This is a genomic window from Hymenobacter segetis, from assembly GCF_038448715.1.
Taxonomy (GTDB): Bacteria; Bacteroidota; Bacteroidia; order Cytophagales; family Hymenobacteraceae; genus Hymenobacter; species Hymenobacter segetis.
Map to the genome: position 1 here is coordinate 24,169 of NZ_JBCEVZ010000038.1, position 24,786 is coordinate 48,954.

The 24,786-nt window shown below is 61.4% G+C and carries 21 protein-coding genes; 15 read left to right on the top strand and 6 right to left on the bottom strand.

Going from position 1 to position 24,786, the window contains the following annotated elements:
- The first annotated feature begins 5 nt into the window (after positions 1–5).
- Complete coding sequence (locus AAFH49_RS14795) at positions 6–1,331, top strand: alpha/beta hydrolase family protein (RefSeq protein ID WP_342299341.1); 1,326 nt, start codon at positions 6–8, stop codon at positions 1,329–1,331.
- 115 nt (positions 1,332–1,446) lie between these two features.
- Here the strand turns inward: AAFH49_RS14795 and AAFH49_RS14800 are convergent, their stop codons facing one another.
- A complete protein-coding gene (locus tag AAFH49_RS14800; RefSeq protein WP_342299343.1) occupies positions 1,447–2,343 on the bottom strand; it encodes a carboxypeptidase-like regulatory domain-containing protein in 897 nt (298 codons plus the stop codon).
- A gap of 302 nt (positions 2,344–2,645) precedes the next feature.
- Here AAFH49_RS14800 and AAFH49_RS14805 point away from each other — a divergent pair, with 302 nt between their 5' ends.
- Both AAFH49_RS14805 and AAFH49_RS14810 read left to right on the top strand, forming a co-directional pair.
- Entirely contained in the window at positions 2,646–3,263 is a 618-nt protein-coding gene (locus AAFH49_RS14805; RefSeq protein ID WP_342299344.1) for an OmpA family protein, read from the top strand.
- A 369-nt stretch (positions 3,264–3,632) separates the two neighbouring features.
- Positions 3,633–5,021, top strand: a complete 1,389-nt coding sequence (locus AAFH49_RS14810) for an alpha/beta hydrolase family protein (protein ID WP_342299346.1) — start codon at positions 3,633–3,635, stop codon at positions 5,019–5,021.
- 124 nt (positions 5,022–5,145) lie between these two features.
- On the opposite strand, the gene AAFH49_RS14815 is transcribed toward AAFH49_RS14810, so the two are convergent.
- Positions 5,146–6,045 (bottom strand): carboxypeptidase-like regulatory domain-containing protein, encoded by a 900-nt coding sequence (locus tag AAFH49_RS14815; RefSeq protein ID WP_342299347.1) that lies wholly within the window; start codon positions 6,043–6,045, stop codon positions 5,146–5,148.
- Positions 6,046–6,268: 223 nt separating this feature from the next.
- Here AAFH49_RS14815 and AAFH49_RS14820 point away from each other — a divergent pair, with 223 nt between their 5' ends.
- On the top strand, positions 6,269–6,547 hold the full coding sequence (locus AAFH49_RS14820) for a FeoA family protein (RefSeq protein WP_342299349.1): 279 nt from the start codon (positions 6,269–6,271) through the stop codon (positions 6,545–6,547).
- Between the two features lie 58 nt (positions 6,548–6,605).
- Positions 6,606–8,726, top strand: coding sequence for a ferrous iron transport protein B (feoB, locus tag AAFH49_RS14825; RefSeq protein ID WP_342299351.1), 2,121 nt, complete (start codon positions 6,606–6,608; stop codon positions 8,724–8,726).
- Here feoB and AAFH49_RS14830 read toward each other — a convergent pair.
- A complete protein-coding gene (locus AAFH49_RS14830) occupies positions 8,723–9,127 on the bottom strand; it encodes a YybH family protein (RefSeq protein WP_342299352.1) in 405 nt (134 codons plus the stop codon). The two genes, feoB and AAFH49_RS14830, sit on opposite strands and share 4 nt — an antisense overlap.
- A gap of 287 nt (positions 9,128–9,414) precedes the next feature.
- On the opposite strand from AAFH49_RS14830, the gene AAFH49_RS14835 reads away from it, so the two are divergent.
- The 9 genes from AAFH49_RS14835 (at position 9,415) to AAFH49_RS14875 (ending at position 21,118) form a co-directional block, all read left to right on the top strand.
- Positions 9,415–10,665, top strand: coding sequence for an efflux RND transporter periplasmic adaptor subunit (locus AAFH49_RS14835; RefSeq protein WP_342299353.1), 1,251 nt, complete (start codon positions 9,415–9,417; stop codon positions 10,663–10,665).
- Between the two features lie 12 nt (positions 10,666–10,677).
- Positions 10,678–12,156: a TolC family protein gene (locus tag AAFH49_RS14840; protein ID WP_342299354.1), complete on the top strand. Its 1,479-nt coding sequence runs from the start codon at positions 10,678–10,680 to the stop codon at positions 12,154–12,156.
- A gap of 241 nt (positions 12,157–12,397) precedes the next feature.
- The gene (locus tag AAFH49_RS14845; protein WP_342299356.1) at positions 12,398–13,126 is read left to right on the top strand and encodes an ABC transporter ATP-binding protein; all 729 of its coding nucleotides are present in this window, start codon (positions 12,398–12,400) and stop codon (positions 13,124–13,126) included.
- 37 nt (positions 13,127–13,163) lie between these two features.
- Entirely contained in the window at positions 13,164–14,426 is a 1,263-nt protein-coding gene (locus tag AAFH49_RS14850; protein ID WP_342299358.1) for an ABC transporter permease, read from the top strand.
- Positions 14,427–14,538: 112 nt separating this feature from the next.
- Positions 14,539–15,741: an ABC transporter permease gene (locus AAFH49_RS14855; RefSeq protein WP_342299360.1), complete on the top strand. Its 1,203-nt coding sequence runs from the start codon at positions 14,539–14,541 to the stop codon at positions 15,739–15,741.
- A gap of 119 nt (positions 15,742–15,860) precedes the next feature.
- Entirely contained in the window at positions 15,861–16,562 is a 702-nt protein-coding gene (locus AAFH49_RS14860) for a head GIN domain-containing protein (RefSeq protein ID WP_342299362.1), read from the top strand.
- A gap of 146 nt (positions 16,563–16,708) precedes the next feature.
- Positions 16,709–18,097, top strand: coding sequence for a sigma-54-dependent transcriptional regulator (locus tag AAFH49_RS14865; protein WP_342299375.1), 1,389 nt, complete (start codon positions 16,709–16,711; stop codon positions 18,095–18,097).
- Between the two features lie 225 nt (positions 18,098–18,322).
- Complete coding sequence (locus AAFH49_RS14870; RefSeq protein ID WP_342299363.1) at positions 18,323–19,621, top strand: sensor histidine kinase; 1,299 nt, start codon at positions 18,323–18,325, stop codon at positions 19,619–19,621.
- A 129-nt stretch (positions 19,622–19,750) separates the two neighbouring features.
- Positions 19,751–21,118 (top strand): ammonium transporter, encoded by a 1,368-nt coding sequence (locus tag AAFH49_RS14875; protein ID WP_342299364.1) that lies wholly within the window; start codon positions 19,751–19,753, stop codon positions 21,116–21,118.
- A 54-nt stretch (positions 21,119–21,172) separates the two neighbouring features.
- Here the strand turns inward: AAFH49_RS14875 and AAFH49_RS14880 are convergent, their stop codons facing one another.
- From AAFH49_RS14880 to AAFH49_RS14890, 3 genes are all read right to left on the bottom strand, one after another.
- On the bottom strand, positions 21,173–21,883 hold the full coding sequence (locus AAFH49_RS14880; RefSeq protein ID WP_342299366.1) for an SAM-dependent methyltransferase: 711 nt from the start codon (positions 21,881–21,883) through the stop codon (positions 21,173–21,175).
- 182 nt (positions 21,884–22,065) lie between these two features.
- A complete protein-coding gene (locus tag AAFH49_RS14885; RefSeq protein ID WP_342299369.1) occupies positions 22,066–23,580 on the bottom strand; it encodes a T9SS type A sorting domain-containing protein in 1,515 nt (504 codons plus the stop codon).
- Between the two features lie 11 nt (positions 23,581–23,591).
- Entirely contained in the window at positions 23,592–24,014 is a 423-nt protein-coding gene (locus tag AAFH49_RS14890) for a hypothetical protein (protein WP_342299371.1), read from the bottom strand.
- A 369-nt stretch (positions 24,015–24,383) separates the two neighbouring features.
- Between AAFH49_RS14890 and AAFH49_RS14895 the strand changes: the two genes are divergently transcribed.
- Positions 24,384–24,786 (top strand): hypothetical protein (locus tag AAFH49_RS14895; RefSeq protein WP_342299374.1); only part of this gene is annotated, 403 nt, incomplete at its 3' end.

The following is a 24,786-nucleotide window of genomic DNA, read 5'->3' on the forward strand; positions in this document are numbered from 1 at the left end:
CTCCCGTGGCCGCTGCCGCCACCGATGTGCCGCCCCTCGATGGCCTCTGGAAAGGCCCGCTTAAAGTGCCCGGCGGCCAGCTCGAAGTCATCTTCCGCTTCGTGAAACTCACCGGCGGCGAATACTTCTGCACCCTCGATGTACCGCTCCAGAAAGTGAGCCGCATGAACGTGAAGACTGAAATCAAAGGCGACACCGTGCGCCTGTACGCCGAAGAAGCCGCCACCCGCTTCGTGGGCCGTGTCTCGGCCGATGGCAAGCAGATGGCCGGCACCTGGCAGTCGCCCGGCTTCAAAGTGCCGATGACGCTCACGTTCAGTGCCCTGCCGGCCATGAATGCCAAAAACGTGCGCCTCACCCCGCCCTACCGCGAGGAAGAAGCCACGTTCAGCAACCTCGCCGTGAATGCCCGCCTCAGCGGCATGCTCACAATTCCGGCTGGTCCGGGGCCGTTCCCGGCCGTGGTACTGCTCAGCGACAGCGGCCCGCACGACCGCGACGGCACCGTGGGCGATTTCGCCCCGCTGGGCCAGTTGGCCGACTACCTCACCCGCCGCGGCGTGGCCGTGCTCCGTTTCGATGACCGGGGCGTGGGCAAGTCCGGCGGCACCCCCGCCGTCACTACCGAAGACCTGGTGACCGATGCCCAAGCCGGCCTAAATTTCCTGCGCACCCGCCCCGAAATCGACCTGTCGCACTTGGGCCTGGTGGGCCACGGCGAGGGTGGCAACGTAGCCTTGCTGGCTGCCGCTCAGCCCTTGCCCCCCGCTTTTGTAGTCACGCTGGCCGCCTACGGCCTGCCCGGCCGCGACATTGTGGTGCAGCAACAGGCCACCACGCTGCGCACCCTGGGCACCGAAGGCGCTCAGATTGAAGCCGCTACCAAGCGCCAGCAGGCCATGCTCGAAATCATCCGTCAGACCACCGACAATGCCCAGGCTCAGGCCATCGTGGCCAATATGCTGAAGCAGAACAACGCCGCCATCGACAACGCCACGGCCCAGGCCAGCGCCGCCGAAATGACTTCGGCCCGCTACCGCTACTTCCTGGCTTTCAACCCAGTCGATAAGCTGCCGGCCGTCAATTGCCCCGTGCTGTTGCTCAATGGCACCTCCGACCTCACCATCAACGCCGACGCCAACATGACGGCCCTCACCAAAGGCCTGAAAAACAACAAGAACATCACGGCCAAGAAGCTGGTGGGCGTCAATCACCTCTTCCAGCCCGACCCGTCTAAGTGGCCGGTTATCAACGGCCAGCCCCAGCCCAACTTCTCGCCCGAAGCCGAGGAAACCATTCGGGAATGGATTGTAGCCCAGTCCAAGAAGTAAAGCCTGCTTGGCTTGTCCAATCAATACAGCCAATAAAAAAGGCCCTGCTGATGAGCAGGGCCTTTTTTATTGGCTAATGCGCTGTCGAGCTGAATCACTCAGCCCGCTTGCATTACTACTTAATCATATCAACCTCGGCCTTAATCATGGCGTTGTAGCGGCGGCCCTGGCCGTTGGCCAGCGTCAGCAGGTTCCAGCCCTTGCCGATGGTGTAGCTCCAGGTGCGGCTTTCCTTGTATTCGAAGGTGGGACGCATAATCTGGCCATAGGGCGTGTAGTTGTCCATGAAGTTGGTGGTGTAGAACTTATCACCGCCCACAATCCACTCCATGGCTACGAAAAAGCCTTCCTCGGGTGCCGGGATGTTGTAGGTGCTCAGGTCGATGGTGTACCACTCGCCGCCCCGGGCGGCCGACACTACCACGTTCTCGGTGAGCAGGTCGGTATTGGGGGCGTTGTAGTTGCCGTCGGCCTTATAGATACGAACACGGAATGGCTCACGCGGGAAACCGTTCTCACCAATGTAGAAGGACACGGTGCGTACGTTGCCGAGCTTCTTCTGCTTGTCGTTCTTCACGAAGAAAGCGTACTGCGAGCCCGGCAGGCCCTGAATCATGCCCTCGCCGGGGTTGTTCGACTTCGAGCCCAGCTCCAGGTTTTTGAGCTTGCCGCCCTTCACGGTCACGTTCGACAGCTCAATCACGCGCTTTTTCAGCTCGATGATGAGGTCTTCGGTGCTGCCACGCTTGATAAATACGGCGCTGCGCTCGTAGCCGAGCGTCATCACGATAAGGGAGTCTTGGCTGGTTTTTTCGAGACCGGCCAACTGGAAATAACCGTATTCGTTCGTGAGCGCCCCGGTGCCCTCTTCGCGCAAACCGATGGAAGCGAACGGAACCGGGTCCTTGGTTTTGGCATCCACGACGCGGCCCGTAATGCGGTTTTCCTGCGCCCAGCTCAGCGCCGGCAACAGCAACAGAAAGACCAGAGCGAGAAAAGGTATGCGTTTCATCATCGCCAAAAATAATTTATAATGGGTTGTAGTCTGGCAAATTTACAAATTTTGAGTCACTCTGGTAACATCCTTTCTTCTACAAGGCACGTATTAGCGCGCTATATGTAATTTTTTTTTCTCTGCGTAACCGCGGGAGTCTGATTTTATTGCTGTACAACCCCATCGGACTGCGCTGGACGCTTTTGAAGGAACCCGGTAATAATACGTCCGGCAAATGGAAAAATAAAAAAATTAACATTACTGAATGCTTCCCCGTATTGGGACCGGAATCGTTTTCCAGAACTTACCCACTTCATTTCATGAAAAAATCCTTCTTTTCCCTGTTGGCAGTTGCTACACTGCTGGCTAGCTGTGAAACCAAACATTCTGAAACCAAAGACCAACTCGGCGAAGCCGGCCAGGACACGGCCGTGATGGCCCGCGATGGGAAAACAGTGGCCGATGTGGCCAACTCCGCCGGTGCCGCCGTCGACAATGCCTGGGATATGGGCAAAGCCAAGCTGGCCGACGTAAAATTCAAAGAAATCACCCTGCCCGGCGTGTCGGTGCGCGGCGACAGCACCTATAACGTGTACAGCGTCGACGAAAAAGTGCTGTTCGATACCGACAAAGCCGACATCAAGCCCGGCGCCGCCGAAGCTCTGAAGCAAGTCACCGGCTCCATCAACCAGCGCTACAACGCCAGCCAGGTGCGCGTGATGGGTTTTGCCGACTCGCGCGGCGACAAAAGCTACAACAAGGACTTGAGCGCGAAGCGCGCCGAGGCCGTGAAGAACTATCTGGTCGCCAACGGCAACATTGCCGCCACCCGCGTGAGCGTGGAGCCGATGGGCGAAGCCATGCCCGCCGCCACGAACGCCACAGCCGCCGGCCGCCAAGAAAACCGCCGGGTAGAAATCGCGGTTCGCACCAAATAAGCAGCCCAGTAGCGTGGCCGTCGGCTTAGGTTGCTGATGCCCACGATATGCAAACCAAAAAGCCCCTGCGGTATATCGCAGGGGCTTTTTTTGATTTTAATAATATAGCCCTGAGTAAGAGCGGATAGGAATAAAGCTGAACCATAACAGGGCGTTTTGCGGCAATGTTGATAACGCCTCATATTGCAGCAGTAGCACTACAGTGCAAATATTTATCTGTTATTTTGTATTGCTGTTTTAAGGATTCGGGTTCCAATACTGAGTAAATGAATTTACTATATACAGTATGCTAATGCTTATCTTTCGGGGCCATAAGTCCAGTTAAGTTTTTATAGAATGAGAAGAAGTTTACTATGCGTTCTTCTGTTGTTGGGGATAACGAGTGCCGTTTTGGGCCGGGCCACCGTGCGGGCTCCCCAGAGCCGTTTGCCCTTGGGAGGCCTGTGGAAGGGTAAGCTCCCAGTGTTGGGTGGCAACCTGGATTTGACCATCAGTGTGATTCCGCTGGCGGGTGGCAAGTATTTTGCCGCCCTTGATGTGCCTGCCCAGAAGGTGAGCCGCATGGTGACGGAGGTGACCGTGCGCGGCGACTCAGTGCTGCTGTGGATGCCGGCCGCCGGCAGCCGCTACGCCGCCCGCCTCGACACGGTGCGCCGCGAACTGAACGGGGTCTGGACGCAGGCGGGGGTGAAGTCGGCGGTGCGGCTGCTGCATTCGCCCATGCCCTCCGTTACGGGCCAGGGCACGCGCTTGGCCCCGCCCTATCGCGAAGAAGAAGTGGTGTTCAACAACCCCTCGGCCCGCCTCAATTTTGCCGGCATGCTGACCGTGCCCGCCGGCCCGGGGCCCTTCCCGGCTGTGGTGATGGTGAGCGACATCGGTGCCCAGGACCGCGACGGTACCGTGGGCAACTACCACCTGATGGGCTCGTTGGCCGACTACCTTACCCGGCGTGGCATCGCTGTGCTGCGCTACGACGACCGGGGCGTGGGCCAGAGCGGCGGCAGCACCAGCGCCGCCACTACGGCCATGCTGGTGAGCGACGTGCAGGCTGCCGTGAACTTCCTGCGGGCGCGCTTGGAAATCAATATCAACCGCATCGGCGTGCTAGGCCACGGCGAAGGGGCCAACGTGGCCTTGCTGGCGGCCGGCCAGCCCTTGCCGCCGGCCTTTGTGGTGGCGCTGGCGGGCTATGGCCTGCCCGGCGAGCAAACCCTGCTGCAACAATTAGTTGACGAGCAACGGGCCAAAAAAGTGGCCCCGCTGGAAATCCAGGCGGCTTACGAGCGCAAGCGGACGATGTACGACATCATCCGGCAAACCAATCCGCCGCAGTCGCAGGCCATTGTGAGCAACATATTGCGGCAGGACCAGCCCACGCTGGAGCCCCAGGCGGCCCAGGCGGCGGCCGCCCAGCTGCTCACGCCCTGGCGGCGGTACTTCCTGTCCTTCGACCCCATTGCCGACCTCGACCAAGTGCGCTGCCCCGTGCTGCTGCTCAGCGGTACCGACGATGCTGAGGCTCCCGCCGACCTGCATTTGGTCGCACTGGAAAAAGAGCTGAAAAGCGTGAACCATAACGTCACCGTGAAGCGCCTGCCGGGCGTGAACCACCTGTTTCAGCCCCCAAAAACCGAGTGGACGCTGATGAACGGCGAGATGAAACCCCTGTTTTCGCCCGTGGCGCAGGAAACCATCCGGGAATGGCTGGTGAGCCTGGATGCGAAGAAGCAGCCCACTAGTAAGGCCGACCACTGATAGATACACTGCAAGCACCATGCTATATCAAAAAAGGCCCTGCTACCAGCAGGGCCTTTTTTGATATAGCATGGTGCTTGCAGTGTATTGTCGAGCTGAATGGCTGATAGGCAGGTGATTGTAGTTACTTAATCATGTCAACCTCGGCCTTAATCATAGCGTTGTAGCGCAGGCCCTGGCTGTTAGCGGCCGTGATGAGGCTCCAGCCCTTGCCGATGGAGTAGTTCCAGGTGCGGCTTTCCTTGAACTCGAAGGTGGGACGCATAATCTGGCCGTAGGGCGTGTAATCGTCCATGAAGTTGGTGGCGAAGAACTTATCGCCGCTTACTACCCACTCCATGGCCACGAAGAAGCCTTCCTCGGGGGCCATAATGTTGTAGGGCGTGAGGTCGACGGTGTACCACTGGCCGCCTTGTGGGGCCGATACCACCACGTTTTCGGTGAGCAGGTCGGTGTTGGGGGCGTTGTAGTTGCCGTCGGCCTTGTAGAGGCGTACGCGGAAGGGCTCACGCGGAAAGCCATTTTCGCCGATGTAGAAGGACACGGTGCGCACATTGCCGAGCCGTTTCTGCTTGTCGTTCTTCACGAAAAAAGCGTACTGCGAGCCCGGCAGGCCCTGAATCATGCCCTCGCCGGGGTCGTTGGAGCGGGCTCCCAGGCCCAGGTTCTTCACCTTGCCGGCCTTCACCACCACGTTGCTGAGCTCGACGGCCCGCTTGGGCACTTCAATGGTGAGGTTGGGCAGAGCAGCGCCGCGCTTCACCAGCACGGCGCGCCGTGCATAGCCCAGCGCCACCACAATGAGGGAGTCGTCGGCATTCTTGGTGGGAGCGGGCACAATGAACTGGCCGTGCTCGTTGCTAAGAGCGCCGATTTGCTCGCTTTTCAGGCCGATAGACGTGAATGGCAGCGGCTCTTTCGTGTCTTTATCAACGATTACCCCTTTTATCTGAATTTGCTGGGCCCAACCGGAGGTTGCAGCAAAGGCTAAAAATAGTGCTATAAGTGGTAGGCGTGTAGACATAGTAGGCGGTATAGACCGAACAAAATTACAAAATCCAACGCCGAAAGTTATCAGAAATTATTAGCAGATGCAACCGAATAATCCAAAACGCTGGTTGGAAGGCACGTGAGGCCGACACAAGGGGATTGTTGGCCGTCAAAAAAAAGGCAATGGGCCGAAAAGCATTTAGTGGCGTACCTTTGTTTGTATTCTTTCTAAATAAGGTTTAGCCCGCTCAACGCCCGTGTCATTATTTCGTCGTTCCCCGCAAAAGGCCGTCATTAGCACCGCTACCCGGCGCACTGCCAAGGACTTGCGCATAGGCGAAACTGGCACCATCTGCTGCCTCGAAGACCCCGAAATGGCCTTGAAACTGCTGGAAATGGGCTGCGTGCCCGGCGTGCAGGTGCGCCTGAGCGGTCGCGCGCCCCTCGGCGACCCGCTGATGCTGGTGCTGGGCGACCAGGAATATACGCTGTCGGTGCGGGCCAGTGAGGCAGCTACCATTTTGCTGAAGGAATAGCAGATGCGCGATGGCGGCCACAGTAAGTAATTCAACAACAGCAGCAATTGCAGCGCCGGTGCCCGGCCCCGAGGCCGGCGCCCGGCCCCTGCGCATTGCCCTCATCGGCAACCCGAATAGCGGTAAAACGTCGCTGTTTAACCAACTCACCGGCCTCAATCAGAAAGTAGGCAACTTCCCCGGCGTGACGGTGGACCGCAAAACCGGCGTGGCGCAGCTCACGCCCACCCAGCGGGCCGAGATTATTGACCTGCCGGGCACCTATTCGCTCTACCCTAAGAGCCTGGATGAGAAGGTGATTACGGATTTGCTTTATGATAAAGCGGCCGATAATTACCCCGATTTCGTGGTGGTGACGGTGGATGCCAACAACCTGCGCCGCAGCCTGTTGCTGTTCACGCAGCTCGGCGACCTGGGGCTGCCGGCGGTGCTGGCGCTCAATATGATGGATGTGGCCGAACGCCACGGTGTGAACATTGATTTGCCGGCGCTGGAGCGGGAATTGGGCGTGCCTATTATTCCGATGAACGCCCGGAAGGGCATTGGCGTGGCGGCCCTTAAGATTGTGATGGCCCAGCGGCTGGACGCGCCGCCGGTGCGCTTCTGGGAGCCGGATGAAAAGCTGCTGCCGCTGGTGCGCCAGATTCGCTATTACTTCAACCTGCACAACGACTACCTAGCGCTGCACTATGCCCAGCAGTACCGGCAGATTGGTTTTCTGACGGCCGAGGAAAAGGCCCATATTCAGGAGCTTACGCAGCAGGCGGGGTTTAATGCCACGGCCGCGCAGGCGGCCGAAACCATCGGGCGCTACGGGCGCATCAACGAGATTCTGCTGGAAACGGTGACGGTGGTGCGGACGGAAAAGCGTGAGCCGATAAGCAACCGAATTGACAAGGTACTGACGCACCGGGTGGGCGGCTATCTGATTTTTCTGAGCATTCTGTTCCTACTGTTTCAGGCCATTTTTGCCTGGGCGCAGTACCCGATGGACTGGATTGACCAGGGGATTTCGGGGCTGAGTGCGGCCATTCAGGCCAACTTCTCGGGGCCGCTGGTGCGGCTGCTGACGGAGGGCGTGCTGGCCGGGCTGGGCGGCGTGCTGGTGTTCATTCCGCAGATTGCGCTGCTGTTTGGCTTCCTAGCGGTGCTGGAGGAAACGGGGTATATGGCCCGCGTTACCTTTTTGATGGACAAGCTGATGCGGCCGTTCGGACTGAGCGGAAAGAGTGTGGTACCGCTGATTTCGGGGCTGGCCTGCGCGGTGCCGGCCATCATGGGGGCGCGGGTGATTGAGAGCTGGAAAGACCGAATGATTACGATTTTCGTGACGCCGCTCATGTCGTGCTCGGCGCGCATTCCGGTGTACACGGTGCTTGTGGCGCTGGTGGTGCCAGACCAGGCCGCGTGGGGCATTTTCAACCTGCGCGGCGTGGCCCTGATGTCGCTGTATCTGCTTGGGCTGTTCTCGGCGCTGGGCTCGGCCTGGGCCTTGAAGAAGCTGCTGAAGGCGCGGGAGCGGAGCTACTTCATCATGGAATTTCCGGTGTACCAGTGGCCGCGCTGGAAAAACGTGGGCCTCACCATCTATCAGAAGGTGAGTGCGTTTGTGTTGCAGGCGGGCCGGGTGATTGTGGCCATTTCGGTGCTGCTGTGGGTGCTGGCCAGCTACGGCCCCGGCCAGCAGCAGCAAGCGGCTGAAGCGCAGGTGCGGCGAGAAGCCACAACGCGTGGCTGGGACGCAGCTGAAACCAGCCGGCAGGTGGCCTCGGCGCGACTGGAAACTTCCTACGCCGGGAAATTCGGCCATGTGCTGGAGCCGGCCATCCGCCCGCTGGGCTACGACTGGAAAATTGGCATCGCGCTGCTCACCTCGTTTGCGGCGCGGGAGGTGTTTGTGGGCACCATTTCGACCATCTACAGCGTGGGGCAGGACGCCGATATGGGCACGCTGCAACAGAAGCTCAGCGCCGAAAAAGACGCGGCCGGGCAGCCGTTTTTCACGCCGGCGCGGGCGTTTTCACTGTTGGTGTTCTACGTATTTGCCATGCAATGTATGAGCACGCTGGCCGTGACTTACCGCGAAACCAAGAACTGGCGCTGGCCGCTGGCGCAACTCGTGTACATGACCGGGCTTGCTTACGCGGCGGCGTTTGTGGTGTACCAGGTCTTGGCCTAGGAAGCGGGCGTGGGAGCGGGCAGGCTGCTGTTCCAAATGTCTTGGTGCAGCTTCCATTGGCCCTGCTGATGTTTCCAGACCACGAGGTATTTGCCCTGGTCTATGGGTTGGGCATTGGGGCCAAGCAGCGTGTAGTGGCCTAGCTCGATGGCGGTATCGGCCATTTCTTCCACTTCTTCGGTGTGCAGCTGCACTTGCTTGATGCCCATGCCCATAGCGCCTTCCCAAAAGGCCTGAATGCCCGCCGTACCCTGGATTGCGTCCATGCCCGTGGGGAGCAGCACGCCATTGGGCGTGTAGAGGCTGGCGATGGCAGCGGCATCGCTCCGCTCGAAATTGGCTTCAAAAAGGTCGTTAGCGCGCCGGATTTCGGCGGCTACGGGAGTCGCGGTGGCAATCATATGGAATGGCTTTTTGGTGATTGTTTATACAATATATAGATTTATTTGTAAAAATTAGCTGATTCGGCTAATTTATCGGGTAGCATCAGTGAGATGTCTCCCTGCGCAGGTTTTGAAAAGGAAGTAGTGAGCAGGTGTCCGGTTTAGGGCCGGATGTTCATAAATGGACACTTTTTAAGAATGTATGGAATTGATAATGTTTATTTAATGATTGAAAATCAAATGTTTGTCTGATTGGCACGCGGCTTGGCGGCAGATAGAGGAAACACTCTTCTTTCTGCACGAAAATGGACAGAGCCATTGCCGATTCTATTCAAACCCAACGCAAGCGCCGCCGCTGGCTCGCGGTAGCTGCTGGCGTACTACTGATGCTGGGCGCGGTGCTGGCCTTCCGCACGGTGCTGAAACCCAGTCTGCGCCGCGGTGATATCTTGACTACCACCGTGGAAAGGGGTGAGGTAGAAGCCTCGCTTACTGCCGCCGGCACTGTGATTCCGGGCCGCGAGGCGGTCCTGACCAGCCCCATTCAGAGCACCATCCGGCGGGTGGCGGTGGCGGTGGGGGCGCGGGTGCAGCCCGGCGAAACTATTCTGGAACTCGATAAGGAATTAGCCAATTCGAGCTTGGCAAAGCTGGATGACGAGCAACTGCGCAACCAGAACAAGAACTCGCAGTTGCAACTCACGCTGGAGCGCAGCCTGACCGATTTGCGCGCCCAGGCCCAAGTGCAGGCGGTGAAAGTGCGCAGCCTGCAGTCGGCCCTGCGCGACGAGCAGCAGCTGTTGAAAATTGGTGGTGGCACCGCCGAAAACGTGCGACAGGCCGAGCTAAACCTGACCGTGGCCCAACTGGAAGCCGACCGCCTGACGCGCCAGATTCAGACGCAGCAGCGTTCCAACGCGGCCGATGTGCGGGAGCTGGGCTACACCGTGTCGATGCAGCAGCGCAGCATTGCGGAGCTGGCCACCAAGCTGCGGCAGGCCAACATCAGCAGCCAGCAGGCGGGCGTGCTGACTTGGGTGAACGACAACCTCGGCACCACCGTGCAGGCCGGCGACGCGCTGGCTCGGGTGGCCGATTTGAGCAGCTTCCGGGTGCGGGCCACGATTTCGGACAGCTACGCCGATGCCCTGCACCAGGGCGACCCGGTGAAGGTGCGCATCAACGACCTCGACCTGCGCGGCACGGTAGCTAGCATCAGCCCGAGCGTGGAGAAGGGCGTGGTCACGTTTTATGCCCAGCTCGACAACCCGCACCACCCGGCGCTGCGGCCCAATCTGCGCGCCGACGTGTTTGTGATAACCCGCGCCCACCACGGCGTGCTGCGCGTGAAAAACGGCCCGTTTTACCAAGGCGGCAAGGAGCAGCCGGTGTTTGTGCTGACCAACGACGGACGCGTGGTGCGCCGTACGGTGCGCTTCGGCGACAGCAATTTCGACTTCGTGCAGATTACCGGCGGCCTGCGGGCGGGCGAGGAAATCGTGGTGTCGGACATGAAAGAGCATCTGGATACACCGGAGCTGAATCTTCACGACTAAGGTGGCGCGACGATGAAACTCCGAATCATTCAGCTTCTTTTGCTTCTCGCGCCGCTGGCGTTGCTGCGGCAGCCGGTGGCAGCCCAAGTAGTGCAACCCACCGCGCCGACCCTCACGCTGGCCGAGGTGATTGCCCAAGCGCTCGACCACTCGGCCGCCGGCCAGCAAACCCTCACCAACCGCGAAACCGGCTACTGGGCCTGGCGCGGCTACCAAGCCAACTACCGGCCGCAGCTGGGCCTGACGGGCACGCTGCCCAATTTCAGCCGCGTGATTACGCCCGTGGTCCAGCCCGACGGAACCACCGATTTCCGGGCCGTGCGCATTAACAATTCCAACCTGGCTCTGACTTTGAGCCAGAACATTGGTGTAACTGGGGCGCAAATATTTGTGGGCGCGGAAGTGCAGCGGTTTGATGATTTCAACGGCGGGCTGAAGCGGTATAACAACCAGCCCTTCACGCTAGGAATCGTGCAGCCGCTGGGTCAGTTCAATAACCTGAAATGGGCGCGGGCCATTGAGCCGCTGCGCTATCAGGAAAGCAGCCGGGCCTACGTGGAGGAGCGCGAAACCGTGGCTCAGCGCGTGACGGAACTGTATTTCGACGTGCTGCTGCAACAGGTGAATGCCGCGGTGGCCGGCCAGAATGCCCAGGCCACCGCCGAGCTACTGCGCATCGGCCGCGAGCGGTTTGCGCTGGGCCGGCTCTCGCAGAGCGACTTATTGCAGCTGGAATTGAACCTGCTGGATGCCCGTCAGGCGCAGAACCAGGCGCGGCTCGATGCGGAGATTGCGGCGGTGGCTTTGCAGGCCTACACCGGCCAGCCAGCCGCCGAAGGCACCCTGGCGCTGGCCGTGCCCGCGCCGGCTCCGCAGCCGGCCGTGGCTCCCGTGCAGGCGCTGACCGAGGCGCGGCAGTTCCGCAGCACTACTCTGACTCTCCGCCGCCGGCTGCTGCAGGCCGAGCGCGACGTGGCCCAGGCGCGGGGCACCACCGGCTTTCAGGCCAGCCTCACGGCCAACCTGGGCTACGTGAACCAAGCCCCGAACCTGATGGACACTTACCTGAACCTGCAAAATCAGCAGCAGGTGCGCTTGGCCTTTTCGCTGCCGCTTGTGGACTGGGGCCGTCGCCAGGCCATCGTGAAAACCGCCGAGCTCACCCGCGCCCAGACCCGGCACGACGTGGCCCAGGAAGAGAGCAGCTTCGAGCAAACCGTGCTCACGCAGGCCGGGCAGCAGCCCGCGCTGGCCGAGCAGATTGCGCTGGCGGGCCGGGCCGACTCGCTGGCCCAGCGCCGCTACAACATTGCCCGCGCCACCTACCTGCTGGGCCGCATCAGCCTGACGGATTTGACCCTGGCCTCGGTAGCCAAGGACGGGGCGCGGCGCGGCTACATTTTCGCCCTGCGCGCCGGCTGGGTGGCTTATTACCGCCTACGGGCGCTGACTCTATTCGATTTCGAAACCCAAACTCCCCTCCTCAGATGAGGAGGGGATGTTCGAGCCAACGGCTCGGACGGGGGTGGTTGAACTCGTTAAACGATATCCGAACGTCAGTTTGAACGATACTCAAACAAACAGTTGCAACAAACCCGCAACGACCCTGACGCGAGTCGTTCAACGACTTCAACCACCCCAGCTGACGCTTTGCGCCAGCGTCCCCTCCTCATCTGAGGAGGGGATTTGACCGCCATTTCTGCTTAATTCACCGCCAAACTCCCCTCCTCAAATGAGCCCGGAAACCGACCTCCTCCAACCCGTTGCCGCCGCGCCCGACCGTGCCGCGCCCGTTCTTCGCCTTCGCGACATCGAGAAAGTTTACCAGACCAAGACCATCGAAACGGTGGCGCTAAACAGCGTGAACCTGACCGTGAACCGCGGCGAATTTGTGTCCATCATGGGGCCGAGCGGCTGTGGGAAATCGACGCTGCTGAGTTTGATGGGCCTGCTGGATGAGCCCACCAGCGGCACGATTGAGGTGGACGGCCGGGCCGTGACTTCCTACTCCGACAAGGAACTGGCCGGGCTGCGCAACCTGAAAATCGGCTTCGTGTTCCAGAGCTACCATTTGATAAACGACCTGTCGGTAGTAGACAACGTGGAGCTGCCGCTGCTGTACCGGCCCGGCATGGGTGGGAAGGAGCGCCGCCAGCGCGCCCTCGATGCGCTCGATAAGGTAGGGCTGAATGCCCGCACCAGCCACTTCCCAGCCCAGCTATCGGGTGGGCAGCGGCAGCGGGTGGCCATTGCGCGGGCGCTGGCCGGCGGGCCAGAAATCATTCTGGCCGATGAGCCGACGGGTAACCTCGACTCGGTCATGGGGGAGGAGATTATCGACCTGCTGCTGGAGCTGAACCGCGAGCAGGGCGTGACCATCGTGATGGTGACCCACGACCTGCAGCAGGCGCTGAAGACGCAGCGCGTGATTCGGTTCTTCGACGGTAGCCAGGTGGGCTGAAGGCCAGCAGATGACGTTCTAAATAAGCTCCAAAGTCATGTTACTCTCTTACTTAAAAATTGCCTGGAAGGTGCTCATGCGCCGCAAGTTCTTCACCTTCATCAGCCTGTTTGGCGTGAGTTTTACGCTGATGATATTGCTGGTGGTGATGGCCATGTTCGACCACTTGGTGGGGCCGGGCACGCCGGTGAAGCGCGTGGACCGCATGCTGTTTGTGAACGTCATCCGACACCAGCGCCAGGACAACCACGGCTGGATGAACATGCCGGCCAGTATTCATTTCGTGGACGATTACGTGCGGAAAATGAAAACCCCGGAGCTGGTGGGCATCAGCACGGGCGCTTCCAATGCCACGGCCTTCACCAAGAACAAGCTGCTGCCGCTGGACGTGGCCTACACCGACGGCAACTTCTGGCAAATCATGGACTTTGATTTTCTGGGTGGGCGGCCGTTCACCAAAGCCGAAGTGCAGCAGGCCCAGCAGGTGTGCGTGATTAACGAGGCCACGGCCCGCGACTATTTTGGCAGCACCGACGTGGTGGGCCGGCTCATCGAAATCGACCTGAAGCGCTACCGCGTGGCGGGCGTGGTGCGCAACGTGTCGGCCGCGCGCGTGTATGCTTATGCCGACGTATGGCTGCCCTACACCCTAAGCACCGAGTATTTTAAGGATAACCGCCTCAACGGCATCTTTCTGCCGGTGCTGCTGGCGCCCTCGGCGGCGGCGGTGCCGGCCATGCGCGAGGAATACCGCCAGATGATGCGGCGGGTGGAAATCCCGAATCCGAAGGAAGTGAAGGCCGTGTTCTCCTACGCCGACCCCATTCTGGCGGGTGTCACGCGGGTAATGCTTAATCACCAGGACCAGACCGTGGACGACGACAACCTCGGCGCTTTTTACCTGATAGTGGGCGGGCTGGCGCTGCTGTTTATGTTGCTGCCGGCCCTGAACCTGGTGAACCTGAACGTGACGCGCATCCTGGAGCGCTCGGGCGAGATTGGGGTGCGCAAGGCCTTTGGGGCCACGGGCAGCAATTTGGTGGGGCAGTTTCTGGTCGAGAACGTGGTGCTGGCCCTGGTGGGCGGGCTGCTGGGGCTGGCCCTGGCCGCCGGGGCGCTGGCCCTGGTGAACGAGGCCCACCCCGTGGCCTACGCCCACTTCGCCCTGAGCTGGTCGGTATTTGGCTGGGGCATGCTGCTCACGCTGGTTTTCGGGCTGATGAGCGGCGTGTACCCGGCCTGGAAAATGTCGCGCCTGAACCCCGTGGCCGCCCTGCGCGGCAGCGGCGAACAGAAGTGACGGGTTGAATTATGAATTAGAAATTATGAATTATGAATTGAGGCAAAGCCTCGCTCATTCTCATACTCTTCAATTCATAATTCATAATTTCTAATTCATAATTACCTAATCAATGCTCCGCCACCTTTTCACCCTCATCTGGAACCGCAAGCGGGCCAACCTGCTGCTGATTTCCGAAATCTTTTTCTCCTTCGTGGTGCTGTTTGGGGTGGGCGCGGTGCTCATCACCACGGCCAAAAACTACCTGGCCCCGCATGGCTTCAACTACGAGCAGGTGTGGCGGCTGGAAGTGCGCGCCGGCCAGAACCTGAAAATGCCCCGCGCCGAACTCGACGACGTGCTGCGCCAGGTGAAGGCCCTGCCCGGCGTGCGCACGGTGGCCCTCACCAGCGGCAACGTCCCGTTCATCTTCAACACCAACAACACGGTGTTTCAGTACAAGGGCAAGAAGTCGCCCCAAACCAACTACTACCACGCCGACGACCATTACAACGAAGCCATGCAGCTGCACCTGCGTGAGGGCCGCTGGTTTGCGCCCGCCGACGACGGCAGCAACCACCGCCCCGTGGTCATCAGCCAGGACCTGCGCGAAAGCCTGTTTGGCAACGGCCCGGCCCTGGGCAAAATCTTCACCTGGGAAAACCCCGGCAAAGAAGCCATCAAGCCCGAGGACCAATTCCAGGTGATGGGCGTGGTCGAGCCGGTGCGCATGGAAAGCGACTTCTCCGCGCCCATTCCCTCGGCGTGGCTGCGCCTGCTGCCCTACGACACCACCCACTGGGAAACGGCCAACGTGCTGGTGCGCGTGGCCCCCGGCTCGGGCGGCGAGCTGCAGGAGAAAATAGCCCGCACCGTGGCCGGCGTGACGCGCCAATGGAGCAGCCAGGTGCGCGTGATGAACGACGAGCGCCTGCACCGCCGCCGCTACACGCTGGTGCCCGTGGTGGGCCTGTGCATCATGGGCCTGTTCCTGATTATTAATGTGGCGCTGGGGCTGTTTGGGGTGCTGTGGTACAACATCAGCCAGCGCCGGGCCGAGATTGGGCTGCGCCGGGCCATGGGGGCCACGGGCGCGGGCATCGGCTGGCAGTTTTTGGGCGAGATGATGGTGGTCACCACCTTCGGGGTGCTGCTGGGAGCGCTGCTGGCGGCCCAGTTTCCGCTGCTCAACGCCTTCGACCTGCCGGCCCAGCCCTACCTGCTGGCCATTGCGGCGGCGGCCGGCGCGGTATACGCCATCACGGCGCTGTGCGCGTGGCAGCCCAGCCGGCTGGCGGCGCGCATTCACCCGGCGGTGGCCCTGCGCGAGGAGTAGCCGGGCGGCCGATTATCTTGCCGCAGCTAGCTAATAGCGCAGGCAACTCCCGGGACGCCCGCTGCATCTGTCGCTTCAGCAACGCTGCTTCACACCCTCACCTTTTTTCTGTATCCGTTATGAAAAACCTCACCGCCACCGCCTTTTTCTGCCTCCTGAGCACGGTCGCCGCCTTTGCCCAAACCGCGCCCCAAGTGCGCAACGTAGCCAGCTTCCACGCCGTAGAGGTGAGCAACGGCATTGAGCTGCGCCTGAGTTCCGGCAGCACCCAGCGCGTGGTAGCCAGCGCCGAGGAAGCCGACCAACTCGACCGCATCCTGACCGAAGTGCGCGACGGCGTGCTCAAAATCAGCTTCGACCGCGAGTGGGCCGAGACATTGGGCCTGAAAAACGTGCGCCACATGCGCGTGGACGTTACGGCCACCAGCCTCACGGCCTTGCACGCCAGCAGCGGCGCGCACGCCGAAGTGCTGGGGGCCTTCACCACCCAGGGCCTGGACGTGGCCGCGTCGTCGGGCGGCATCGTCAAGGCCACCTTCATCAGCACCGATGTCAACGCCCACGTGAGCAGCGGCGGCATTGCCACGCTGGCCGGCACCGCCCAGCGCCTCGACGTGGGGGCCAGCAGCGGCGGCGTGTTCAAAGGCGATGGCCTGGTGGCCCGCGTCTGTGATGCCTCGGCCAGCAGCGGCGGCAACCTGAGCGTGACCGTGCAGGAAACCCTCACCGCCGATGCCAGCAGCGGCGGCGACGTGCGCTACTCCGGCTCGCCCCGCGTGAGCAAGCGCACCAGCAGCGGCGGCAGCGTGAAAAGCCGCTAAAAGTGGTTTTCACCGCCTGTCATGCAGAGCGTAGCGAAGCATCTTTACCGCTCAACGCAATCAAAAAAGATTAGTGGGAGCGGACAAGATGCTTCGCTACGCTCTGCATGACGGCCTTTTCTGACCAGCTAAGTACCCAAACCACCATGTTTCTCATTGTCGACGACGACCTGGCCATCCGCACCTCGCTAAAGCTGCTGCTGAAGCAGGCCGGCTACTCCGCGCAGGCCGTGGCCACGCCCACCGAGGCCCTGGCCGTGGTGCGCGAAGCCCCGCCCCGGCTGGTGCTGATGGACATGAATTTTTCCCTCGACACCAGCGGCCACGACGGCCTGGCCCTGCTGGCCCAGGTGAAGGCCGTGGCCCCGCAGGTGCCCGTCATCCTCATCACCGGCTGGGGCAGCATCGCGCTGGCCGTGGAGGGCATGAAGGCCGGCGCGGCCGAATTCGTGACCAAGCCCTGGCACAACGACTCCCTGCTCCAGACCATCCGCACGGTGCTGGCCGTGCGCGAAAACCCGCCCGAAACCGAGCCCACCGAAGCCCCCGCCCGCCAGCGCCGCCAGCTCGACCAGCAGTTTGCCTTCCGGGATATTATCGGCCAGGATGCCCACTTGCTGCACGTATTGCGCCAGGTAGGCCAGGTGGCCGCCACCGATGCCGCCGTGCTCATCGAAGGCGAAAGCGGCACCGGCAAGGAGCTTATTGCCGAGGCCATTCACCGCAACAGCCCGCGCCGCAATCAGTCCTTCGTGAAGGTGAACCTGGGCGGCATCTCATCTTCTTTATTTGAAAGCGAGATGTTCGGTCATCGCCGGGGCGCGTTCACCGATGCCAAAACCGACCGCGTGGGCCGCTTCGAGCTGGCCAACGGCGGCACCATTTTCCTCGATGAAATCGGGGAGCTGGAGCTAGCCTCGCAGGTGAAGCTGCTGCGCGTGCTGCAGGACCGCACCTACGAAGTCCTCGGCGACTCGAAACCCCGCCGTCTCGACATCCGCGTCATCGCCGCCACCAACCGCAACCTCGCGGAGATGGTGGCGCAAGGCCGCTTCCGCGAAGACCTGTTCTACCGCATCAACCTGATTTCGGTGCGTCTGCCCGCCCTGCGCGAGCGCGCGGCCGACATTCCGTTATTGGCCCAGCACTTCCTCGACCAACTCCGCGCCACCTACCAGCGCCCGGCCCTGCGCGTGAGCACCCGCGCCCTCCACTGGCTCCGGGAGCAGCCCCTGCCCGGCAACATCCGCGAGCTCAAAAACCTGGTGGAGCGCGCCGTCCTCGTCAGCGGCAAGGAAGAGCTTGGCCCCGAAGACTTCCAGGCCAATACCCTGCACCTGCCCACCCGCGCCCCCGCCCCCGGCGAGCTGCCCGCCCCCGGCACCATGACCCTGGATGAGCTGGAAGCCCAAATGATTCGGCAGTCGCTGGCGCACTACGACGGCAACATCAGCCGCGTGGCGAAGGCGTTGGGGCTGAGTAGAGGTGCGCTTTATAGAAGGTTCGAGAAGCACGGCATCCCGTACGATGCGTAGGCTGACTGCTGGCGTGCGTCTGAGACGCGTGCCGGCTGGCTTTGCGTCGGAGACGTAACGGTAGAACGACCCGTCTGCCATCGTTCACGCCGCGAGCCAGAGGCTCGAAGCCAGTCGGCACGCGTCGGAGACGCGCGCCAGCGTCCTGCACCGGCGTCCTGCGTCTCAGACGCGCGCCAGCATTCTGTGCCAGCGTCCCGCGCATGATGTTCTTTTACCCCATTCATGTCCCTCCGTCTCCAGTTCCTCCTCTTTACTACCCTCATCCACGTTGTGCTCATTGCGCTGGCGGCCCAGCTGCGCACCACCAACGTGCCACTGTTCATCGGGAGCGAGGTTTTATTGCTCATCAGCATCGCCGTCACCGCGCAGCTCTACCGGGGTTTTGTGCGGCCGTTTCAGCTCATCGCGGCGGGCACGGCGGCCATCCAGGCCCAGGATTTCAGCATGAAGTTCGTGCCCGTGGGCCAGCGCGAAATGGACCAGCTCATCCTCGTGTATAACCAGATGATTGACGCCCTGCGCCACGAGCGCGTGAGCCAGCACGAGAAAAGCTTCCTGCTTGAGCGCCTCATCCAGGCCTCGCCCGCCGGCATTCTTATTCTGGATTTTGAAGGCCGGATTGAAAGCGCCAACGCCGCCGCCGCCCGTTTTATCGGCCAGCCCGCCTCCGCACTGGCCGGCCAAATCCTCGCCGAATTGCCCGCGCCATGGGGCCCGGCCCTGGCCACCCTGGCCGAAGACCAGCCGCAGGCCCTGCGCCTCTCCGGCCTGGCCACCTACCGCGCCCACGCCGCCCACTTCCTGGACCGGGGCTTCACGCGCCGCTTCATTGTGCTGGAAGAGCTAACCCAGGAGCTCATCAAGCAGGAAAAGCAGGCCTACGGGCAGCTCATCCGCATGATGTCGCACGAAATCAACAACTCCATCGGGGCCATCAACTCCATCCTGCACAGCTTCCAGCACTACGCCCTCCAACTCGACCCCACCGACCAGCCCGACTTCACCCAGGCCCTCGATGTAAGCATTGCCCGCAATACCCAGCTGGCCAATTTCATTGCCAACTTCGCCCACCTCGTGCGCCTGCCCCCGCCCGCGCCGCGCCCCACCGACCTCCACGCCCTGCTGCGCGGCATCGCCCGCCTGCTCCAGCCCCTGAGCGAAGAGCGCCACATTACCTGGCACCTGGAACTGCCCGCGGCCCCGCTCATGCTCGACCTCGACGCCCAGCAGCTGGAACAGGCCCTGCTCAACGTGGCCAAAAATGCCCTCGAAGCCATTGGCCACGACGGCAACGTGTGGGTGCGCACCACCCTCAGCCCGCCCGCCCTCACCATCGAAAACGACGGCCCCGGCCTCACTCCGGAAGTGCGCCAGCGGCTGTTCACGCCCTTCTTTAGCACCAAGCGCGACGGGCAGGGCATCGGCCTCACACTGGTGCGCGACGTGCTGCTGGCCCACGGCTTCCGCTTCCGCCTCGAAACGAATGAGGCCGGCCGTACCGCTTTTAGTATTGATTTCTAGTTGTGTTTGATTTTGATAGACTGTTTCGGAAAAATGGGCAATAACTAACGTTTGTGAGTGTAAATATGAAAGGGGGTAAGTAAAAATTATTTGATATCTTCGGTCAAGTGCCTCTAAATTTACCCCACTATGACTCGGAAAAGATATTTAGCTGCGGCCTGCCTCGGGGCCATTCTATTATTAGCCGGCGTGGCGGCCTTCCTGCCCCAAAACCACCCCGATGCCCTCCCCAACGCCTTCAACTCCGCCGATTTGGCCTGGATGCTCTCCGCCTCCGGCCTCGTGCTGCTGATGACCCCCGGCCTGGCCTTCTTCTACGGCGGCATGGTGAGCAAGCGCAACGTCATTTCCACGATGCTCCAGAGCTTTATCGCGCTAGGCGTTATCTCGGTGATGTGGTACGTAGTGGGCTTTTCGCTGGCGTTTGGCGACAGTATTGGCGGCGTTATCGGCAATCCGCTCACGTTCTTTATGTTCAATAATGTGGGCACGGCCCCGCACCCGCGCCTGGCCCCCAACCTGCCGCTGGTGCTCTATGCCGCCTTCCAGTTGAAATTCGCCATCATAACGCCGGCCCTCATCAGCGGCGCGTTTGCCGAGCGCATCCGGTTCTGGGGCTACCTGCTGTTTATGTGCCTGTTCAGCCTGCTCATCTACTGCCCGCTGGCCCACTGGACCTGGCACCCCGACGGCTTCCTGCTGAAATGGGGCGTTCTCGATTTTGCCGGTGGCACGGTGGTGCACATCTCGGCTGGCTTTGCGGCGCTGGCGGGTGCGCTGGCCCTGGGCCGCCGCCACAGCCACCTCGAAGGCCATACCCACGTGCCGCCCAACGTGCCGTTCATCCTCATCGGCACGGGTCTGCTGTGGTTCGGCTGGTTTGGTTTTAATGCAGGCTCGGCGCTGGCGGCTAATGCGACGGCGGTGCAGGCGTTCTTCACCACGCACATGGCCTCAGCCGCTGCTATGCTCACCTGGATGATGATTGAGGCCGTGCGCGGTCAGCGGCCCTCGGCGGCGGGCGCGGCCATTGGTGCGGTGGTGGGCCTGGTAGCCATCACGCCGGCGGCGGGCTACGTGAGCTACGGTCCGGCGCTGTTTATCGGCGTGGTATCGGCCGCCATCAGCGCTGGCGCGGTCGATTTGAAGAACCGCACGAAGCTCGATGATACCCTCGACGTATTTCCCTGCCACGGCGTGGGCGGCATCGTGGGCATGATTCTCACTGCCATTTTCGCCAAGGACGGCGGCCTGGCCACCACCGGCTCCTATACGCTGCTGCTGCACCATCTCGGCGCGCTGGCCTTCATCTCGGTCTACACCTTCGGCGGCTCGTACCTGCTCTATAAAGTAACCAACGTCCTCATCCCCATCCGGGTAAACGCCATCCACGAAGCCGACGGCCTCGACCTGAGCCAGCACGGCGAAACGGTATTGCCCGCCCCCCAGGAGTTGGAGCCCGCCAAGGAGCTGCGCTTCGTAGTGCGGGCCTCGTAGCGTGGACTTTTAGTCCGCGAGTTACGCGACTGACTCGCGGACTAAAAGTCCACGCTACATCCCAATCACAAACACCGTCGGAATCTTGTGCAGTTCCGGGGCTGGTAGCCGCTTCCAGTCCGATACAGTCAGCGTTTTAATAAACTCGCCCGCGCCCGTCACATCCGCCGCCACACACAGGCGCGTGCCGGGCTGCAGATGCGCCAGCAAATCGGCAAATAATGCCCCATTCCGATAAGGCGTCTCAATAAACAGCTGCGACTGCTGCCGCTGCTGGGCCTCCTTCTCCAGGGCCTTGATGGCCGCCACGCGCGGCGCTTTCTCAATGGGCAAATACCCGTGGAAAGCAAACTGCTGACCATTCAGCCCCGAAGCCATGAGCGCCAGCAGCAGCGACGACGGCCCCACCAGCGGCCGCACCCTCAGGCCCTGCCGGTGAGCCTCCCGGGCTAGTGCTGCGCCAGGGTCGGCAATGCCGGGGCAGCCCGCTTCGCTCAGAATTCCGGCGTCAATTCCCTCTTTCACCAGCGGCGCGAGGGCTGCGCGTACCTCGGCATCAGTGCTGTCTTTGTCGATGACGACGAAGCGGATATCCTCAATGACGCGGTGCGGGGCCACGCTTTTCACGAAGCGACGGGCGGTGCGGGCATTCTCCACCAGGAAGTAGGGGAGGGCGGCCACGGCGGCCACCACTTGCGGCGGCAGTACCTGCGGGGCCGTATCGTCGGCCAAAGGTGTGGGGATGAGGAAGAGGGTTCCGGGCATTGGGCGCACAAATAATGAGCTGCAAAGGAACGGCACCACCGTCCGACAATTCTCCCGGCCGCTTCATCGAATGGTTTCTCCGATGTTCAAACGTACTGCGGTCAACAAACCGCTCAAACAGAAAACGCCCCACTTCCACAAGGAAAGCGGGGCGTTTTACTGAAGGCCAGCGGCCGTTGGAGCTAGTCGCGTTTCAACAGGCGGGTGACGCGCTGGTCGCCCTGGCGGGCTTGCAGAGTGTACACGCCACTAGCCAGTGCGCGAACATCGAGTTGGAAGCGGCTGGCGCCGGCCGCCGCTGTTTCCTCGCGGTGGATGAGTACGCGCCCGGCCATGTCGTAGAGGTCAATCTGGACTGGACCCGTGCCTGAAGTCATCAAGTCCAGGGTCAGGTATTCCTGCAGCGGCACGGGGTAGGCTTCAAGCTTGAAGACCATGGAACCGGCAAAACGCACGGCCAGCACCTTGCTGAGCTGGCTATTGCCTTCGGTGTCGAGCTGCCGCAGGCGGTAGAACAGCGTCGCCCCAAGCTGGCTCGCGTCTTTGTCGATGGCCGTGGAGGCGGCCGGCGACCACCGCTGACTAGCAACTACCTGGCGGCTGATTTCCTGCCACTTCTGCTGGTCCGTGGAGCGTTCGATGACGTACCAGCCGTTGCTCGGCTTCGTGGTTGTCGACCAGGTCAGGATGGCATCGGAGCTGCGGGCCGTGCCCGAAAACAACGTTTGGGCCAGGGGCGCTACAGCGGGGATGCTGTTCAGGCTCACCGTGTACCAGGCGTTGAGCTCGGTAGTGGCCACGGCTACGGTGCGGGCCAGGGCGGGCTGCGGCTCGCCGGCTTTCACCCAGGTTCGGCCCTGGTCGGTGGATTGCCACACCTGGGCCAGGGCCCCGCCGAAGTCGAGGCCGTGGTCGTTGTCGGCCAGCCAGCTCAGCGACAGCTTCACCGCTTTGGTCGGGTTGCGCTCATCGGCGGTGCTGAGCCGCCAGATGCGGTCGATGCCCTGCTTGCCCACAAACGCCGGGCTTTGGGCGTAGGAATAATTGGGCTGGTTCAGGCCGGTGCGGCGGTCCACGGTCAGCGTCAGCGCTTGGCCGTTGGGGTTCAGCCCAAAGCCCATGTTGCCGAAGCTGACGGTTTCGGTGCCGCGCACGGCTTGCTGCTGTACGAGGCTCCCTTTCACGTAGTGGTTGTCGTCCTCGGTGCCGGCCGGGCCGGGGCCGAAGAGCCGGGCGCTGGATTCCAGGCGCAAGCTATAGGCATTGGTGGTAAGCAAGTTGCCGGTGGCCAGACGCAGGCTGGCAGTTACGCTGGCCTCGGAACCCAGGGTGGTGCCGGCCGGGTTGTCGAGGCGCAGGTGGTAGAGCGTGGCCCCGTTCAGGCTAAGCACGTGGGGCGTCAGGCCCATCAGCACTACTGTGCTGTGGGCGGCAGTGAAGGTACCGGTGTTGAGCAGGCTGCCTTCGTCGATGAAAAGCCGGTTGGCGGCCAGGCCGTCCGTGCGCGTCAGGTCGAGCTCACCGGCATTCTCCACATCGCCGCGCACGTAGCGCACCGAATCGGAGAGGGCCACCAGGCCGCCTTTACCGTTGTAGAGGCCCTGGGCCTGGCTGGTGTGCAAGGCCGAAGCCCCACACACCAGCAGCAGCGCAAGCGCGACTTTGGGAGGTTCGAAACGTTTGAGGAATCGGTTCATGGTAGTAGCTATTAAAATAGTTGAATCCATGCTGACCCAGTGTACATAAAGAGGCTTGTCTTATTTGCAGCAATAGTTAAACTACTAACAGTTACAGGAGTAGCATTGGTATTCCGCAGGTATATCAAGCGCCCGGTGGTAGTGGCAGGGAGGGTATAAGGAGTGCTATTACCACCGTTTAACGTAACAAAGTTGAATCCATTTATAGCTGTTGTTAAATCAGCGTTGCCCGTATTGGCTGGAATACTAGTAGGGTTGACGGTCGTAGCAACAGGACCAGCAGCACCTTGTGGCACGGTAAAGGTCAAAACAGGGGCTACTGGATTGGTATTGTTAATGCTAACATTAGCCGTACCAGTGGTAGTTGTGCCCAAGCTAAAGACAGGTGTAGTGCCGGGGTCTCCTTTCACGCCCTGAGGAACGGTAAAGGTCATGATAGGAGCTGCAGGGTTCGTATTGTTGATACTCACCGCCGCTGGGCCAGTGGTCGTGGTTCCCAGGCTAATGACGGGAGTCGCACCGGTTGCGCCTGCGGTACCCTGAGGACCAGCAGCGCCAGTCGCACCTTGAGAACCAGCTGGGCCCTGAGGGCCAGCAGCACCAGTAGGAATCACAAAGTCGAACTTAGCCGCGGAAGAAGTGCCAGCGTTGATAACCGATGCAAAAGAACCAGCGGCACCCGTAGTAGTAGAGTTTATAACTACTGTGGCAGCAGTTCCAGCCGTGCCTTGTGGGCCAGTTGGACCAGCAGGACCAGTAGCGCCAGTCAGACCTTGGGCTCCTGTTGCCCCGGTAGCGCCGTCATGACCGTCTGCCCCGTTATCACCTTTCGCACCTGCTGGGCCAGCTACGCCTTGAGCACCATTAGCACCCGTTGCGCCGGTATCGCCTTTGGCGCCGTCAACGCCGTTGGTGCCGTCTTTGCCAGCTGCGCCGGTATCGCCTTTGGCGCCGTCAACGCCGTTGGTGCCGTTGGTGCCGTCTTTGCCAGCTGCGCCGGTATCGCCTTTGGCGCCGTCAACGCCGTTGGTGCCGTCTTTGCCAGCTGCGCCGGTATCGCCTTTGGCACCGTCAACGCCGTTGGTGCCGTCTTTGCCAGCTGCGCCGGTATCGCCTTTGGCACCGTCAATGCCGTTGGTGCCGTTGGTGCCATTGGTGCCGTCTTTGCCAGCTGCGCCGGTATCGCCTTTGGCGCCGTCAACGCCG